Origin of the sequence: Planktothrix sp. (assembly GCF_046067725.1) — a bacterium.
Taxonomy (GTDB): domain Bacteria; phylum Cyanobacteriota; class Cyanobacteriia; order Cyanobacteriales; family Microcoleaceae; genus Planktothrix.
In genome coordinates this window covers 1-16,374 of sequence record NZ_JBJUDF010000016.1, presented here as the reverse complement: position 1 = coordinate 16,374, position 16,374 = coordinate 1, and the positions used below count along the sequence as shown (strand labels likewise).

Below are 16,374 nucleotides of genomic sequence, written 5' to 3'. Positions count from 1 at the left end.
AACGGCTTCAAGAATTTGTCAAGAAAAGTAAACAGGGAGATTTGTTTCAAGGGATTACCGATAAAATTGTCAGTGATGAAAGTTGGGATCAAATTGCCGAAAGTTTAGCTCGGTTAATCGCTATTTATCAGGAAGAATTGGTGAAGTTACAGGATCAAGGACGATTACAACAAACGACTCGATTATCAATTCAACGTCCTTCCCCATCGTTAAAGTCTTGGTCTAATGTGGATGTTCAACAACAGCCTTTACCTGACCCCAATACCGATGCGTTAACGGGACTGTGAACGTTTAGTTTTTGTTAGAATCAAAGCTTAATCAAAAATTTAAGAGGAGCTTGTAATCATGTCTCTGATGACCATAAAAGACTTAGAGCAAGTTCAAAAAAGCCTCTCAGAAGCTGGTTTAGATTATCAGTTAGAATTAGTAGAGGGAAAAATAGAGATTATGGGGCCATCAGATATTGTTTCCAGTGAAATTGGAGTAACTTTCAGCCGTTTACTCGCTAACTGGGTTTATCCTCGTCGTTTAGGTCGTGTTTTTGACTCTGCTGGCGGTTTTATTCTTCCTGATACGAATCTTAAAGCTCCTGATGTTTCTTTTGTTCGTGCTTCTCGTCTCAGACAAAGTGTGCGTTATTTTGCGGAATTAGTTCCTGATTTAGTCGTAGAAATTAAATCTCAAAGTGACCGCATCAAAGCTTTAAAAAAGAAAATTAATCAATTTTTAGAATTTGGAGTAGCCGTCGCAATTTTGATTGATCCTGATGAGTTAACCGTTACAATTTATCGCCCGACAGAAGAACCCATTGTACTCGGAAATGAAGAAATTTTAACGATTCCTGAACTGTTTCCGGGTTGGGAATTACCGATTGACGAATTATGGCCACCTGTTTTTAGTGAAGAGGAAGATTAAAATCACTTGGGTCTGACAGTTCGTGTTGTTAGATACAGTTCGAGAAAGATAAAACCGTTCATAATTTACTAACAGTAGCTAAACCTGGAGAATCTTGGCTTGAGATCCCCTTATGAATCAAAATACCTATGAAACCTCGAATCATCGTTTGTAGCTTAGGTCGCACGGGATATCAAATTTTTAGACTGTTAAAACAACAAGGTGCGATTGTTGTGGGGATGAGTGATCGACCCATTCCCCAAGAAGGATCGGATGTCATTGTTGGAAATTTACGCTCGGCTTCAACGTTATTAGCCGCCGGGGTAAAGACTGCTCATGCTTTAATTTTAGCAGGAAATGATGAAGCGATCAATTTAGCAATTTTAATGCAAGCGCGAATTTTAAATCCTCAAATTCGGATTATTAATCGTTTATTTAATACCAATTTGGGAATGCGGCTGAATCAAACCTTACCGGATCACAGTACCATGAGTGTTTCGGCTTTAGCTGCGCCTGTATTTGCCTTTGCTGCATTAGGAAATCAAGCCATTGGACAATTAGAATTATTTAATCAAATTTGGCCGATTCATGAAGAGTTAATTGATGGATCTCATCCTTGGTTGGGAAAAAGTTTGAGGGAGTTATGGGCTGAACCCAATCGAATGTTAATTTATTATTTGCCGTTTAAAGATAAAATTGATTTAGTTTCTGGGGTGATGGCAGATCATCAACTCCAAGTCGGCGATCGCTTAATTGTGGCACTTAAACCCCAAACTCGCCACACTCAAAAAGATATTAAATATCGGCTGCTCAAATTAAAACGAGGTCTACAAAAATTTAAACAATATGCTCAATCAGCATTGATTGTGAGTTTCATTTTATTACTCACCATATTAGGAGCAGCTTTAACATATATTTGTGTAGAACCCAGTCATTCTTTTGTAGATTCTTTATATTTTTCAGTGGGAATGATTACCGGAGCAGGTGGGAATGAACAGGTGGTAGAACATTCTCCAGATAGCATTAAATTTTTTACGATTATTATGATGTTAATTGGGACGGGTGTAGTTGGGATTAGTTATGCGTTATTAAATGATTTTATATTAGGCACTCGTTTAAAAGATTATCTGGATGCGACACGGGTTCCTGAACGGAATCATTATATTATTTGTGGGTTAGGAGAATTAGGATTAAATATTGCTCAACATTTATATCAACGCGGTTATGATGTTGTTGTGATTGAACGAGATGTTAATAGCCGATTTATGAGTACCGCTAAAGGCTTAAAAATTCCCGTTTTTGAAGGAGATGCGAGTTTAGCCAATACCCTTAAAAGTGTGAATGTTGAAGCTGCAGAAGCGTTATTAGCGGTTACCAATGATGATACAGGAAATTTAGAAATAGCCTTGAGTGCGAGAGGATTAGCACCCCGTTTACGAGTCATTACTCGTACCCATGATTCCCATTTTGCCTTAATGGTGCAGCAGGTTTTTGATTTTGAAGCGGTCTTAAATACAACAGAAATTGCGGCTCCCGCCTTTGCAGCAGCGGCATTAGGTGGACGGATTTTAGGAAGCGGGATCACCGCCGATCGCCTTTGGGTAGCGTTAGGAACGTTGATTACTCCCAATCATCCCTTTTGTGGAAAACGAGTCCAAGAGGTGGCTCGAAAAGCAGATTTTGTTCCTTTATATATTGAGACAGCTTATCACACGATTCACAGTTGGGAACTGTTAAACTTTTTGTTACAACCGGGAGATATCTTATATTTAACGATGCCGGCTCACCACATTGAACAATTATGGCAATCTCTCCCCCCAGAACGAACTTCCTGGGAGGATAACCATATTCTTAGCCCAGAAGCGAGCATCGGGCCAGGAAAAAACTAAAGTGTTGGGAAATGGGGACAGTCAACCCAAAGAACTGAATCGAGAATCAGTCCTTTTCCTTAAGAGTCACTATTTTGAAATTGTTGTCTACGGTTACGAAGGCGGCGACGTTCTTTATGGCGAGCGACCTCTTTACGCTTGCGTTTTTGTCCAGGGGTTTCAAAATGACGATTTTTTTTCAGATCTGCAAAAATGCCAGCTTGTGAAACTTTCCGCTTAAAGCGACGTAGAGCGGACTCTAATTGTTCAGTTTCACCGAGAACGACTTGGCTCATTCCATATTCTCCCACTTAAATGATTGATTGGGTTGGACAAGCTGCCCTAATTTCAACGACAGAAGCAGGACAGGGTTAAAATTCCCTGTCCGGTCAGAAGAAGACTTCAGAGCAGGTAGAATTGTGATGACAACGATGGATTAACGACGGAAGTTATTACCGCCGCCCCAGTTTCCTCTGGAGGGTTTGCGCTCTTCACGAGGACGAGCTTTATTGACTTTGAGAACACGATCCATCCATTCAGCCCCATCCAAGTCTTGAATGGCTTCTTCTTCTTCCGCATCGGTTTCCATTTCTACAAAGCCAAAACCGCGTTTTCTGCCACTTTCGCGGTCAACCGGAAGCTGAACGCTCTTAACCGTACCATAATCAGCAAATACCTTTTTGAGATCCTCTTCTATGACGTTGTAGGAAAGATTGCCAACGTAAATAGTCATTACTTACCTCTTAAAATCAAGTGGTGTGCAGAGATTGGAATTCGGAGGTAAGCGAGTAGGACTTACACTAAACAGAAAAATTCTTCCTGATTCCAGCATAAACTGGGCTACCGATACCTAATCCAGGCTATATTATAGCATGATTTTTGACCCTGACCAGTGAATGAGAAGGAATCTGCCAATCTCAACCAAATTGTTGATCAAGGGTTAATTTTAATTGTGGAGGAATCAATTCCACCCCAAAGACCTGGGCAAAGGTTTCAGCGACCTGGGAACGGACTTGTTCTAGGGTAAGATTGGGAATAAATTGAGCTAAACTGCCCACAGGTCGATGAGCAATACCACAGGGAATAATCGCTTCAAATCCTTGCAAATCCGGGCAAACATTCAAGGCAAAACCGTGCATGGTAATCCACCGACTGACTTTAATGCCAATGGCTGCGACCTTAATGCCATTAATCCAAACTCCGGTTAAACCGGGAATGCGCTCTCCAGGAAGGTCATAGAGTTTTAAGACTTGAATTAAGACTTCTTCTAGCTGCCGTAAATACCAATGTAAATCAGGGGTGTAACGTTTCAGGTTTAAAATCGGATACCCCACCAACTGCCCTGGACAATGGTAGGTGACTTCGCCACCGCGTTCCACCCGATGAAGCTCAACGGGACTTTGGCGAGGATCAAACTTGAGAAATTGCAAATCACTTCCTTGCCCCAAGGTATAAACCGGGGGATGTTCTAATAAAATCAACACATCATCGAGATCGGGATTGAGCTTTCGGTCTTGAACCAAAGAGTGTTGCCAGTTCCAAGCGACCGCATAGGGAACCGAGCCGAAGTCATAAATTTGACACAGGGGACGCACAATCATCGTTAAAAAACAACGAAACCTATAGATAGATTAAACCATGTCTGTTAATATAATAAGTAAGAATACTTAAATTAAAGGCAAGGAGAAAAAGGAAAAACCCTACAAGAGAACCACAAAAAAATCAAGACCTTTTTGACAAAACTTAACTTAAAAAAGTCAAGAATTGTCACAGGATGAAAAAGATTTTAAACGGGTGAAGTTTGGTATCGGGTTAGTGTTAAGGTGAGATTATGCCCATATTATGAGCGGGAGGGAGCTTTATGAAGCTTGTTATCCAGGGTAAAAATGTAGAAGTTACGACTGCAATTCACGAATATGTCCATCAGAAGATTACAAAAGCTGTCAGCCATTTTGAACAATTGACGACAGAAGTTGATGTGCATTTGTCAGTTGCTCGGAACCCTCGGATAAATCCAAAACAAACCGCAGAAGTGACAATTTATGCGAACGGAACGGTAATTCGCGCTCAAGAGAGCAGTGAGAATCTTTACGCCAGCATTGATCTAGTCGCCGACAAAATTGCACGGCAACTGCGGAAGTATAAAGAGAAACGTCAGGATAAAACCCATAATCTACCTAAAACCGGTGAGATCGTTAACGAACATCCCGTAGTTGAAGATTTGGTGGGGAACCGTGCTCCTGAATTGCCCCAAGAGGTTGTTCGCACAAAATATTTTGCGATGCCTCCAATGACAATTGATGAAGCTTTGGAACAGCTTCAATTAATTGATCATGATTTCTATATGTTCCGCAATGCCGAGACGGAAGAAATTAATGTGATCTACAAGCGTTCTCATCATGGAGGTTACGGTGTGATTCAACCCCGCCATGGAGAAGGAGGAAGCAATGGTAAATCCGCTCAGGGCAATACTGAGGTATTAAGTTCATCCAAATCTACTAAAGCTTAGGTGAATAGGGGGTTTGGCTGTTCGTCAAATCCCCGACTCGCCTCAGCAGTATAGCAGGAGTGGGTAGAGACGCGCCCAGAAGCTATCGCAATAGTCTACGGCATGAACTAGCTATAACTTACGGCATGAGTTCCCCTAGGCGCGTCTGATCACGAGTCAGCAGTAAAACACTTCAGCAAGGCTCACCGCCATCATTGATGTTCTCAAATCAGCTTCGAGTCAGATCAAGGTAGAAGTTCTGTTTTCAGTGTGAATCGCTCAACAAAGACTTTGATTAAATTGAACAATTTGAATGACAGTCCCCAGCCAATCACGAAGCAAGGTGGGGAGCGATAGGGATGAACGGGTTGGTTGGTTTTGAATATATTTCTTAAGAACTTCAATTGGTGCGCCTCCCCAAGAAGCAAAATTGTATTAGTGAGACCAAAACGAAACTTTACCCTAATCATGCTTTTTAAATTTTATAGAAAATTCTTTTTTAAGTATTCTTGCTGTAGAACTTTTTAAACTTCCAACAACCGTAGCAATTCAATTTTTAGGACGGAACTCTAAGAGGATGTAGAGAAACGTTTTATTTAATCTATTAAACATCAATCATTTATTTCTATGATCAACAAATTTAAACTTCTAAAAAATAGTGGAAAATTGAAGTTGATAAAAATAATGTTGCTAGTTGGCATTGGTCTTTTTTTTGTGTTTGCATTTCCAATTTCAGCACAGGAACAATTTAAACCTTTATTTCAATCTAATACTGTTGCATCTGTGACTTTAGATGGACGAGCGATTTTTAAAGTTAGCGGAGCCGAAAATTTAACGGCTCAAGAACGAGCCGAAGTGATTAGTAGTAAATTACAACAAGCTGTAACATCAACACAACCTCTGGAGGTTGAAGTTAAATTCATTAATCAACAACCGACTATTTGGCTGAATAATTCCTATTTACTCACGGTGACTCAGGAAGATACACAAAATCAAAAGGTTCCTGAAGATCAAGCTCAGATTTGGCGTTCTGAACTGGAAGAATCAGTGAACGAAGCTCGGAAAGAACGCAGTATTGATTTTCTTAAAAAAGCAACCTTTAAAGCCGTTTTAGCACTCTCTTTGGGAATTTTACTGCATTGGGGATTAGCTCAGTTTTGGTATTATTCTCTTCGTCGCTTTTTGCAGTTATTTTTGACGTCTCCTAATCAATTATCGGATTCAGAAGATCTCCCTCATAACTTAGAAATATTCTTAAGTTTAACCCTAACAGGTATCAGATTAGGATTATGGACAGCCATTGTTATTTATATTACTAATCAATTTCCGTTTACACGAATTTTAAGCTATCGATTAACAGGAAGCTTAATTTCTACCCTAACTTCTAAACTGATTACCATTAATAAATCGTCCTATTCTATTCCTGATTTATTAATTTTAGTCAGTTTAATTTGGGGATTAATTACGTTTGCCAAAGTAACCACAGATATTTTGCAATCCCGTGTCTTAAATGCTACTCGAATTAGTCGAGGTGCTCAAGAAGTTGTTGCTGTGATTTTCAGATATGCCTTTATTTCCTTGGGAACTGTTGTTTTATTACAAGTTTGGGGTTTAGATTTAAGTTCTTTAACGATTTTAGCAAGTGCATTAGGAGTGGGAATTGGATTTGGATTTCAAGATATTGCTAAAAATTTTGGCAGTGGTTTAGTGTTGTTATTTGAACGTCCCATACAAGTGGGAGATTTTGTCGAAGTTGGTAATTATATGGGAACTGTTGAACGAGTTGGTGCACGGAGTACGGTGATTAAAACTTTAGATCAAGTTTCTATTATTGTACCGAATTCTCGTTTCTTAGAATCAGAACTCATTAATTGGCATCATGATAATCCAATTTCAGGTTTGCGCTTATCAATCGGTGTAGCTTATGGATCGAGTGTAGAGATTGTAAAAGACCTTTTATTATCAGCTGCAAAATCAAATTCTGAAGTTTTATCCGTTCCCTCTCCTAATGTTTTGTTTAAAGGTTTTGGAGAAAATTCCCTTAATTTTGAACTCAGGGTTTGGACATCAAAACCTAGCCGTCAGTTTATGATTAAAAGTGATCTTTATTTTAAAATAGAATCTTTATTTAGACAACATAAGATAGTCATTCCTTTTCCTCAACGCGATGTTAATGTTAGAGGTAGCGTTCCTTTAGAATTGTCTCCTGAATTACAAGTGATGATTCGTCAATTAACCGATGCTCGAAATAATGATAACTCTCAATATCATTCTAATTCTGAAGGCGAAAAATCTAGTTCTTAACTTTTATTGATGAGGTTTAGGACAAGTTTTCTGCTACCCCCAATACAGGATGGATAAGTGCTATCCTATCCTTAAATTCCATAACGTTCTCCTGAAAAAATGACGGCTGACGACTAGAAGCTTTTTCCCCTCTATTCTAATCCGTTCCCTATTCCCGATTTCCTATTTCTTGATATAGAATAGTTATAACTTAATTTTGCCAATCTATTCATTATTTGAATGAACGTTATTTCTACCACCGACCCTAAAAACCGACAGGAATTACAGAAAATTGTAGGAGAAGCCAATGTCCAATCTTGGAACGAAATCGAGCTTCTGCGACAACAACAGATCAAACAATCCCTTGTACCTGAAACCCTGCAAGGGATAATTTATCCCCAAACCCAAGAAGAATTATCTGAAGTTATTACTTATCTTCATCAACATCATTTGAGTATTTTACCTTGTGGTTCTTGTAGTAAAATGGATTGGGGAGGATTAATTAAAACTGTAGATTTTGCCGTCAGTACCGCAGAAATTAACCAACTCATTGAACACGCCGTTGGAGATTTAACTGTTACGGTAGAAGCGGGGATGAAATTCTCCCAATTACAATCAATTTTAGCTCAAGAAAACCAAGTTTTAGGATTCGATCCCACCTATCCCGAAACAGCGACCATCGGCGGAATTATTGCGACAGGTGATACGGGTTCTCTGAGACAACGTTATCGCAGTATTCGCGATATGATTTTAGGAATTTCCATCATTCGTTATGATGGAAAAATTGCGAAAGCAGGGGGTCGAGTTGTTAAAAACGTCGCAGGTTATGACTTAATGAAATTATTCACAGGTTCCTATGGAACGTTAGGAATTATTAGTCAAATTACCCTGCGTGTTTATCCAAAACCAGAAGCTTCAGGAACAGTTATTTTAATAGGAGAACCGGAAGCGATTACCCAAGCGAACCAAACTTTATTATCCTCAGCTTTAACTCCTGTTGTGGTGGATTTAATCTCAGCTAACCTTTCAAAACTATTAGGATTTGGAGATCAGATTGGTTTAGTTGTTCAGTTTCAAAGTATTCCAGACAGTGTGCAACAACAAAGTCAACGCTTAATGGAATTGGGAGAAAAGTTAGGGTTAAAAGCGATTTATTTTGATGCTGATGAAGGGAACTTATGGCAACAATTAAAACAACAAATTTGCCCTTCTGAATCTAACGCTTCTATTCTGTGTAAAATCGGTGTGACTCCCACCTCTGCGGTCAAAACCTTAATGAAGTGTCAAACTTTAGGAGTGATTCATTCAGGAGTGGGTTTAGGGGTATTACGCTTTGAAAGTGTTTCTTCAGAAACGCTGTTAAACTTAAGAAAATGGTGTCAATCTCAAGGCGGTTTTTTATCAATTTTAAAAGCACCCCTAGAACTCAAACAACAGCTAGATGTTTGGGGATATTCAGGAAATGCGTTAACGTTAATGCGTCAAATCAAACAACAATTTGATCCGCAAAATCAATTGAGTCCGAATCGCTTTGTCGATGGAATTTAATTAATTGCTAAATTATTTAAGGAGAATTTCAGGAAAATGCCAACCTCTGAACCTGTTGTTGAATCTCAATTCATTTCCGCAAAAGATAGTAATTTTTTAGGTCAAAACCCCCATTTAAACCCTAGTGAAATTCCAGGGTTTGACGCAACGAATCCTCCCAATCCTAATTTAATTAGTACCTGTGTTCACTGCGGATTTTGTTTATCAACTTGTCCCAGTTATCGAGTGTTAGGAACTGAAATGGACTCTCCCAGAGGACGAATTTATTTAATGGATGCGATTTCAAAAAATGATGCGTCTTTAGCAGAAACAACCGCCCAACATTTTGATAGTTGTTTAGGGTGTTTAGCTTGCGTTACGACTTGTCCATCTGGGGTTAAATATGATCAATTAATTGCCGCCACTCGTCCCCAAGTTGAACGAAATGTACCGCGAAGTTTACCAGACCGTTTAATTCGCGCCTTAATCTTTAATTTATTTCCCTATCCCAACCGTTTAAGAGCTTTTTTAATTCCACTTTTCATTTATCAAAAATTAGGATTTCAAAAACTTGTCAGAACAATAGGTTTGTTACCTAAAATTTCACCTCGTTTAGCCGCTATGGAATCCATTTTACCGGAAATTACACCGGATGCGTTTCGAGAGGATTTCCCCGTGATTATTCCCGCCCAAGGAGAAAAACGTTATCGAGTTGGGGTGATTTTAGGTTGTGTTCAACGATTATTTTTTAATCCGGTTAATGAAGCAACGGTGAGAGTTTTAACCGCTAATGGGTGTGAAGTCATTATTCCGAGAAATCAAGGCTGTTGTGGGGCGTTACCTGAACATCAAGGACAAACAGAACAATCTCATACGTTAGTTAAACAGATGATTGACCGATTTTCGGGAACCAATGTGGATGCTATTATTATTAATGCGGCGGGATGTGGTCATACTTTAAAAGAATATGGTCATATCTTAAAAGATGACCCTCAATATCGAGAACAAGCGGAAGAATTTTCGGAAAAAGTTAAAGATGTTCAAGAATTTTTAGCCGAAATTGGTTTAACAAAAACCCTGTATCCTTTAATGGAAACAGGAGAATTAACCTTAGTTTATCAAGATGCTTGTCATTTATTACATGGACAGAAAATTAGTTCCCAACCTCGTCAAATTCTGCAACAAATTCCAGGGGTAAAGTTACGAGAACCCCTGGATGCTTCCTTATGTTGTGGGAGTGCGGGAGTTTATAATTTATTACAACCGGAAATCGCCGAAGAATTAGGACAGCAAAAAGTTGAAAATTTAATGAATACGGGTGCTGAATTAATTGCTTCTGCAAACCCAGGTTGTTCGTTACAAATTAAAAAGCATTTACAATTACAAGGAAAAGATATTCCTTTAATGCACCCCATGGAATTACTGGATTATTCCATTCGAGGCATAAAAATTAAATAGTTTGTTGTTGGGCTTTATCCCCTAAATTTCCTGTTAAAGCCCAACAATAACCTGAATCTAAAAAACTACCTTTAATGATGAAGATCAAGCAATATCAACAAATTATTTTAATCAGTTTAATTACTTTAATTCCCATTGGGTTATGGAGTAAATTTTATAAAGGGCCGTTTGATTTATGGCTCAATAATTCTGTAGGTGGGATATTTTATGAAATATTTTGGGTGCTTTTAATTGTTTTAATGAATCCTACCTTATCCCCAGGATGGACGGCTTTTTTTGTCTTTATTATAACTTCTAGTTTAGAATTTCTCCAACTCTGGAAACCGCTTTTTTTAGAAGTCATTCGTGCCACTTTATTCGGTCGTTTATTACTCGGAACAACATTTTCTTGGTGGGATTTTCCCTACTATATGATCGGTTGTGGGTTAGCTTGGTTAGGCTTGAAATATCTTAAATATTCTTTGAAATTAAAAGATTAAATGAGCGACTAAGTGTATAATAAAAATTAAGTATGGGAAGCTAATTTATCCGCCCATCGAGTCGTTTCAGGTAAACGATATTTAGTAATACAATTTAAAACATAATCAATAGAGGTTTCTAAACTCATCCGATGACCTGGAGAAATATAAAGCGGTCTAACATTGGTTCGAGAACGTAAGACTGCACCGATAATTTCTCCTTGATCTTTTAACGGTGTCCAACTTCCTTTTTCCGTTGGTAAATGATCATGTTTTCCAATTAATAAAGATTTAGCAGCCCCAATGGTTGGTTGATTCAGTAATACTCCTAAATGACAAGCTAACCCAAATCGTCTAGGATGGGCAATTCCTTGACCATCACAGATGATTAAATCTGGTGTTATTGTTAATTTTTCCAACACATCTAAAATCACAGGAACTTCTCGAAATGATAAAAACCCTGGAAGATAAGGAAACGTAGTTGGACGTTGAGCGATCGCCGTTTCTTGTAACGTTAAATCAGGAAAACTTAAGATTGCTACCGCCGCTTGAGAAATTGTATAATTGTCTTTAAATCCAACATCCACTCCGGCTACATATTTCACAGTTCCCAATTGATCCGTTGTTTGAACTAAGGATTTAAGTTGAGTTTGAATTTGGAGTGCCTCTTCAACGGTTGTCGGCCAAGTTTCCGGGGGTTGAATATTCATGGTTTTCTAGGAAAAATCAACGCTTGATTTCCAAGTTTTATTTTAAAGAAAGTATAGTATTTTTGATGAATCTTACAAGTTTAAAGACAGGTATCAAAAATTTATAATTTTCCAAACTCTTAGGGTTTAGAGAACTCGTACTCGCCTGTTGCCAAGCTAAAGACGGAGATGCCATTACCGTGATCACTTCGGGGTTACGAGATCTAAAAAAGTTCATAAAGCCATCAAAGTACATCGGCCCGCCTCTGGGATCTCCGGGTGATCGTTGTGCACCCTCAGAAATTAATTCAACTAAACGGGGTATCACTCGACGATGATAGGCACAACAATGGGTTAGCATAATGCGTTCTTTGGGATCAGCTTTGACAAAATAAGTTGAAGCTTTTTGGAGCGTTTGACCATGACCTAAATAAGCAAAATCCCATTCTGTTGTGGCTAATTCTTGTAAAATTGCATCTTGATTTTTTAAGAAATAACGGCTAAAATTGCAATCATCTTGTAAAATTAAAACTTTCTCTAATCCCGCTTCTAATGCTTGATTTAAAATTGTATATTGGCTGATGACGCATCCTCTAACACTCGCTTTAGGGAAACCAGCGGCTTCAGTAAATCTTAAACCGGGAAACCAAATCACTTTTTCAGAATCTAAGTTTAAGCGATCAATCTGAAATTTTATGCGATTAACCCGTTCAGTTCGCTCAGGTAAAAAAACAATATAGATTCGATCAAAGTAGTGAGATAGATTCATAAATTTGGGTTCAATAACAAACAGCTAGAAGTCATCGATCCTTTGAAAAAGTCATTATAAGCTACAAAACTTGGAAGTTCTTCAAATTCTAGGAGTTACCCCTAACTTCGAGGAGAAACTCCTATCTTAAAATGAGTGATTAACAGTTCACAATCAACAGATTAATACTGTGTTCCTGTTTTACGATAATGAACAGCCGTAACTCCTTCTGGATTTAATAAATGACCATTACTCACTGTGGCATAAATTACCCAATGATCGCCACATTCCATCCGATTTTTTACCTCACATTCTAAATAAGCTAAAGCATCTTTCAAGATTAAACAACCATTCGATGCTTCTTCTGTTTCGATACCAACAAAGCGATCTTCTCCGGGTTCATATCGTTTCAGAAAATGTTTTCGGAGTTGTTTCCCTTCCTGCAAAATATTTAGAACAAATCGATCTCCAATATGGGTTAAAGGTTCCAACGCCCGATCCTTGGCGACAGCGACGGTAAACCCCGGAGGGTTAAACGTGGCTTGAGACACCCAGGACGCTAACATGGCGCTGTACATCTCCCCCCGACGACCGGACACCACACACAACGAACCCACCAGACGTCCCATCGCCTGGGCGGTACGATCAGCCCCTGATGACGTTGCTGTGGGACGAAACGCCCGCCGTTTTTGGGTACGTTTCAGGGTTTGAGCAAAATCAACCGCCGCTTCTTTACACATTTGTAACGTGACATCGGTGGGGGCAAATTTTACCCGAATGGGTTCAAAACCGAATTTATAACCTGCATCTTTTAAGCGACCTTCTAATAAATCAATCGCTTCTCCACTCCAGCCATACGACCCAAAAACACCTGCTAATTTATTCGTAGAAGCGGTATTTAAAATCACTCCTAAAGCGGTTTGAATTTGGGTGGGTGCATGACCGCCTAATGTGGGTGAACCAATAATAAATCCATCACATTTTTCTAAAGCTTCTTGAATTTCTGAAGATTTAGCGTATTCACAATTAATTAATTCTACAGCAACATCGGATTTAGTTAAACCTCTAGCGATCGATTGAGCAACGGTCGCCGTATTTCCATAGGCTGAGGCATAAATTAATGCCACATTTAATTCGTTAGATTTTTGTTTTTCACTCCATTGTCGATATAAATTGGTGAGTTCCGTCATCCCATATTTTACTAACGGCCCATGACCGGTTCCATAGAATTGAATCGTGGGTAAATCTTGAATTTTATCCAGGGTCGAGACTACTTGTTTCGCTTGAGCAGCATGAAGACAGTCATAATAAAACCGTCGATCATCGCTATAGACTGACCATCCTTCATCAAACACTTGATCGCCACAAACGTGCGCCCCAAATAGCTTATCAGAAAATAAAATTTCTGTCGCTGGATCATAGGTTAACAATTCATCCGGCCAACGGGGAGTCGGAGTTAAAATAAATTGTAATTGATGACCTTTACCTAAATCTAAGGTTTCTTCCCCCTTGATGACTAAAATATTTAAGTTTTCGTTTTCAAAATATTCTCGTAAAGCTAAAGCAGCCGGATTAGAACACACTAATTTAACCTGGGGCGATAAGGCTAATAATGCTTTTAAAGTCGCTCCCCGATTCCCATTAAAGTGACCCAAAATGATATAATTCAACTGTTCTAAATTTAAGCGACTTTGTAACGCTTCCAGGTAATTTTGGGTAAAGGATTCTCCGGGGGGATCAATAATTGCCGTTTGATCCGCTTCAATAATATAACTATTCGCCGTTGTTCCCCGTTGGAGAGAATATTCCACTTCAAACTTTAACCGATCCCAAGTGCGCGATCGCACAACTTTTGTATCCTTTCCAATTAAAAAAGCTTGAACATCACGCGGTTTTTGATTGGGCATAATCTTCTATTAAAAAGTCTTTTGATTGATTTTAAGCTGCTTAAATCACTCCCAAATCCCCTTTTTTTAGGGGGATTTAGGGAGATTGAATTCAGGTTAATAATGATTCCCGACTTTGCGATGGTGAACCGCAGGTAACACATCAGGATCACTCACCCGTCCGTTATCAACGGTGGCATAAACAATCCAGTGATCAGTTAACTCCATCCGACTTTGCACTTGACATTCTAAATAAGCTAAAGCATCAGTTAAAATCGGACAACCATTGTTAGCGATTTGGGTATTAACGCCTTCAAATCGATCCGCACCAGGCGCAAATCGTTTTAAGAAGTGTCGCATTAATTTTTGATAATTATTTTCGGCTAAAACATTCAGCACAAATTGATCATCCACTTGCATTAACGCTTCAATGGCTCGATCTTTTGCCACAGCAATGGTTAATCCTAATGGTTGAAAACTAGCTTGAGTCACCCAAGATGCTAACATTGCACTGGTGAGTTCTCCTTTTTGAGCCGTAATAATATACAATCCACCGCTTAAGCGTCCCATGGCTTTATCTAAGTTTGTATCCAGGGATTTCATTTGCTTAACGGTTTTATCTCGACTCAACCATTGTCCGATATCTGTTCCCGCTTCATCACAGGTTTGATAGGTGGTATCGTGGGGAGTTTCCGTAATCCGAATTGAAGGAAAAGATTGTTTTAATCCCGCATCATTGAGTTTAACTTGCAACGGATATAATGATAAATCATTGCCACCTCCTGACTCATATAAACCGTAAGCTTGTTTATTATGGGCTGATGCAATAATAGTATTAATGGTTTCTTGCGCCAGTTCAGAATTGACACCCGAAACAGGTGGCATTCCAATCACAAATCCCGCAGAACTCATCACTAATTCGCGCACTTCTGGGGGTTCAGCCGTGCGTAAATCCATCATTTCTACCGCCACACCTGTTTTTGTAATTCCGTGAGCAATCGCTTGGGAAAGGCGATCGCTATAGCCATAATCTGAGAAATAAAACACCGCTACACTGGTTTCAGATTTAGTTTGTTCCTGACTCCATTTCCAATAACGTCCGGTTAATTCCTTTAAATTATGTCGTAATAAAGGCCCGTGTCCAGTTGCAATGGTGGTAATTTCTCCTAACGGTTCCATGCGTTTCATTGCATTAATCACCGAACGAGCATTCGGAGCCATTAAACATTCATAATAAAACTGAAAATCCGGTTCAATGTCTGCTAAACTTTCATCGTAGGTCAAATCAGAACAATAGTGCATTCCAAACGCATCACAAGTAAATAACGTTTGGGTTTTCCGATCATAGGTAAAAATGGTATCCGGCCAATGCAAATTCGGAGCAAAAACAAATTCTAAAACATGATCATTTCCTAAATCTAAGGTATCCCCATTTTTGACTACTTTACTTTGAAAAGGAGTATGGGTTAAATTTTCCAAAAATTGAATCGCCACTTTTGCCCCAACCACCGTTGCATTAGGCGCAAGTTCTAAGACATCTTTCACTAACCCACTGTGATCCGGTTCGGTATGACTAATAATTAAATAGTCAATATCAGCCGGATTAATTAATCCCTTTAATGTCTCTAAATACAGTTGGCGAAACTTCCCGTGAGAGGTATCAACCAAAGCTGTTTTTTCCCCTCGAATGATAAAGGAATTATAGGTTGTACCGTTTTGCAGACCAAATTCTATATCAAATCTTTCCCGATCCCAATCTAGGGAACGAATGGCAGTGGTATCAACAGCAATGTCTTTAACTTCAATTGTTAAACGATTTTGTTTTACACGGTCAGTGAGGGCTACCATTCATGACCTCCTTAGATAATTGATTATGGCTTTTTAACGTATTCTCTATTGTGACATGAATTAATGGTAAAGATTTATTAAAAAACCTATAACCCTGTTAAGCTTTGCAAAAGTAAAGGTGTGGGCTGTGTGGAACAGGCCAGATGCCTGTTTAGTAGGATGTCAGGTGACAATGGCTAATCACTCATATAGCGCTACTTGAAGAGGGAACAGGGAACAGGGAACAG

General features: G+C 39.0%; 14 protein-coding genes and 1 pseudogene. 8 read left to right on the top strand and 7 right to left on the bottom strand.

Going from position 1 to position 16,374, the window contains the following annotated elements; all coding sequences use genetic code 11:
- From ACKPEB_RS00965 to ACKPEB_RS00955, 3 genes and pseudogenes are all read left to right on the top strand, one after another.
- Nucleotides 1-287, top strand: a pseudogene (locus ACKPEB_RS00965) (hypothetical protein); the annotation flags it as partial.
- 58 nt (nt 288-345) lie between these two features.
- Nucleotides 346-915 carry a Uma2 family endonuclease gene (locus tag ACKPEB_RS00960; RefSeq protein ID WP_408962891.1) on the top strand — a complete coding sequence of 190 codons (570 nt, stop codon included), beginning with the start codon at nt 346-348 and terminating at the stop codon, nt 913-915.
- Nucleotides 916-1,043: 128 nt separating this feature from the next.
- Nucleotides 1,044-2,783 (top strand): potassium channel family protein, encoded by a 1,740-nt coding sequence (locus ACKPEB_RS00955; protein WP_408962890.1) that lies wholly within the window; start codon nt 1,044-1,046, stop codon nt 2,781-2,783.
- Between the two features lie 59 nt (nt 2,784-2,842).
- On the opposite strand, the gene rpsU is transcribed toward ACKPEB_RS00955, so the two are convergent.
- The 3 genes from rpsU to lipB all read right to left on the bottom strand — a co-directional run bounded on the left by rpsU (nt 2,843) and on the right by lipB (nt 4,363).
- Nucleotides 2,843-3,058: a 30S ribosomal protein S21 gene (gene rpsU, locus ACKPEB_RS00950; RefSeq protein ID WP_072720560.1), complete on the bottom strand. Its 216-nt coding sequence runs from the start codon at nt 3,056-3,058 to the stop codon at nt 2,843-2,845.
- 140 nt (nt 3,059-3,198) lie between these two features.
- Nucleotides 3,199-3,495 carry an RNA recognition motif domain-containing protein gene (locus tag ACKPEB_RS00945; protein WP_408962889.1) on the bottom strand — a complete coding sequence of 99 codons (297 nt, stop codon included), beginning with the start codon at nt 3,493-3,495 and terminating at the stop codon, nt 3,199-3,201.
- Between the two features lie 184 nt (nt 3,496-3,679).
- A complete protein-coding gene (lipB, locus tag ACKPEB_RS00940; protein WP_408962888.1) occupies nt 3,680-4,363 on the bottom strand; it encodes a lipoyl(octanoyl) transferase LipB in 684 nt (227 codons plus the stop codon).
- A gap of 260 nt (nt 4,364-4,623) precedes the next feature.
- Here lipB and hpf point away from each other — a divergent pair, with 260 nt between their 5' ends.
- From hpf to ACKPEB_RS00915, 5 genes are all read left to right on the top strand, one after another.
- Nucleotides 4,624-5,271, top strand: coding sequence for a ribosome hibernation-promoting factor, HPF/YfiA family (gene hpf / locus ACKPEB_RS00935; protein ID WP_408962887.1), 648 nt, complete (start codon nt 4,624-4,626; stop codon nt 5,269-5,271).
- A 693-nt stretch (nt 5,272-5,964) separates the two neighbouring features.
- On the top strand, nt 5,965-7,554 hold the full coding sequence (locus ACKPEB_RS00930) for a mechanosensitive ion channel domain-containing protein (RefSeq protein ID WP_408962886.1): 1,590 nt from the start codon (nt 5,965-5,967) through the stop codon (nt 7,552-7,554).
- A 219-nt stretch (nt 7,555-7,773) separates the two neighbouring features.
- Entirely contained in the window at nt 7,774-9,081 is a 1,308-nt protein-coding gene (locus tag ACKPEB_RS00925; protein ID WP_408962885.1) for an FAD-binding oxidoreductase, read from the top strand.
- Nucleotides 9,082-9,117: 36 nt separating this feature from the next.
- The gene (locus ACKPEB_RS00920) at nt 9,118-10,518 is read left to right on the top strand and encodes a (Fe-S)-binding protein (RefSeq protein WP_408962884.1); all 1,401 of its coding nucleotides are present in this window, start codon (nt 9,118-9,120) and stop codon (nt 10,516-10,518) included.
- Nucleotides 10,519-10,592: 74 nt separating this feature from the next.
- A complete protein-coding gene (locus tag ACKPEB_RS00915) occupies nt 10,593-10,997 on the top strand; it encodes a DUF2809 domain-containing protein (RefSeq protein WP_408962883.1) in 405 nt (134 codons plus the stop codon).
- A gap of 26 nt (nt 10,998-11,023) precedes the next feature.
- Here the strand turns inward: ACKPEB_RS00915 and nfi are convergent, their stop codons facing one another.
- The 4 genes from nfi to ACKPEB_RS00895 all read right to left on the bottom strand — a co-directional run bounded on the left by nfi (nt 11,024) and on the right by ACKPEB_RS00895 (nt 16,147).
- On the bottom strand, nt 11,024-11,686 hold the full coding sequence (nfi, locus tag ACKPEB_RS00910; RefSeq protein WP_408962882.1) for a deoxyribonuclease V: 663 nt from the start codon (nt 11,684-11,686) through the stop codon (nt 11,024-11,026).
- A 37-nt stretch (nt 11,687-11,723) separates the two neighbouring features.
- A complete protein-coding gene (locus ACKPEB_RS00905; protein ID WP_408962881.1) occupies nt 11,724-12,434 on the bottom strand; it encodes a glycosyltransferase family 25 protein in 711 nt (236 codons plus the stop codon).
- A 161-nt stretch (nt 12,435-12,595) separates the two neighbouring features.
- The gene (locus tag ACKPEB_RS00900; RefSeq protein WP_408962880.1) at nt 12,596-14,320 is read right to left on the bottom strand and encodes a diflavin flavoprotein; all 1,725 of its coding nucleotides are present in this window, start codon (nt 14,318-14,320) and stop codon (nt 12,596-12,598) included.
- A gap of 96 nt (nt 14,321-14,416) precedes the next feature.
- Nucleotides 14,417-16,147 (bottom strand): diflavin flavoprotein, encoded by a 1,731-nt coding sequence (locus tag ACKPEB_RS00895; protein WP_408962879.1) that lies wholly within the window; start codon nt 16,145-16,147, stop codon nt 14,417-14,419.
- Nucleotides 16,148-16,374: the final 227 nt, after the last annotated feature.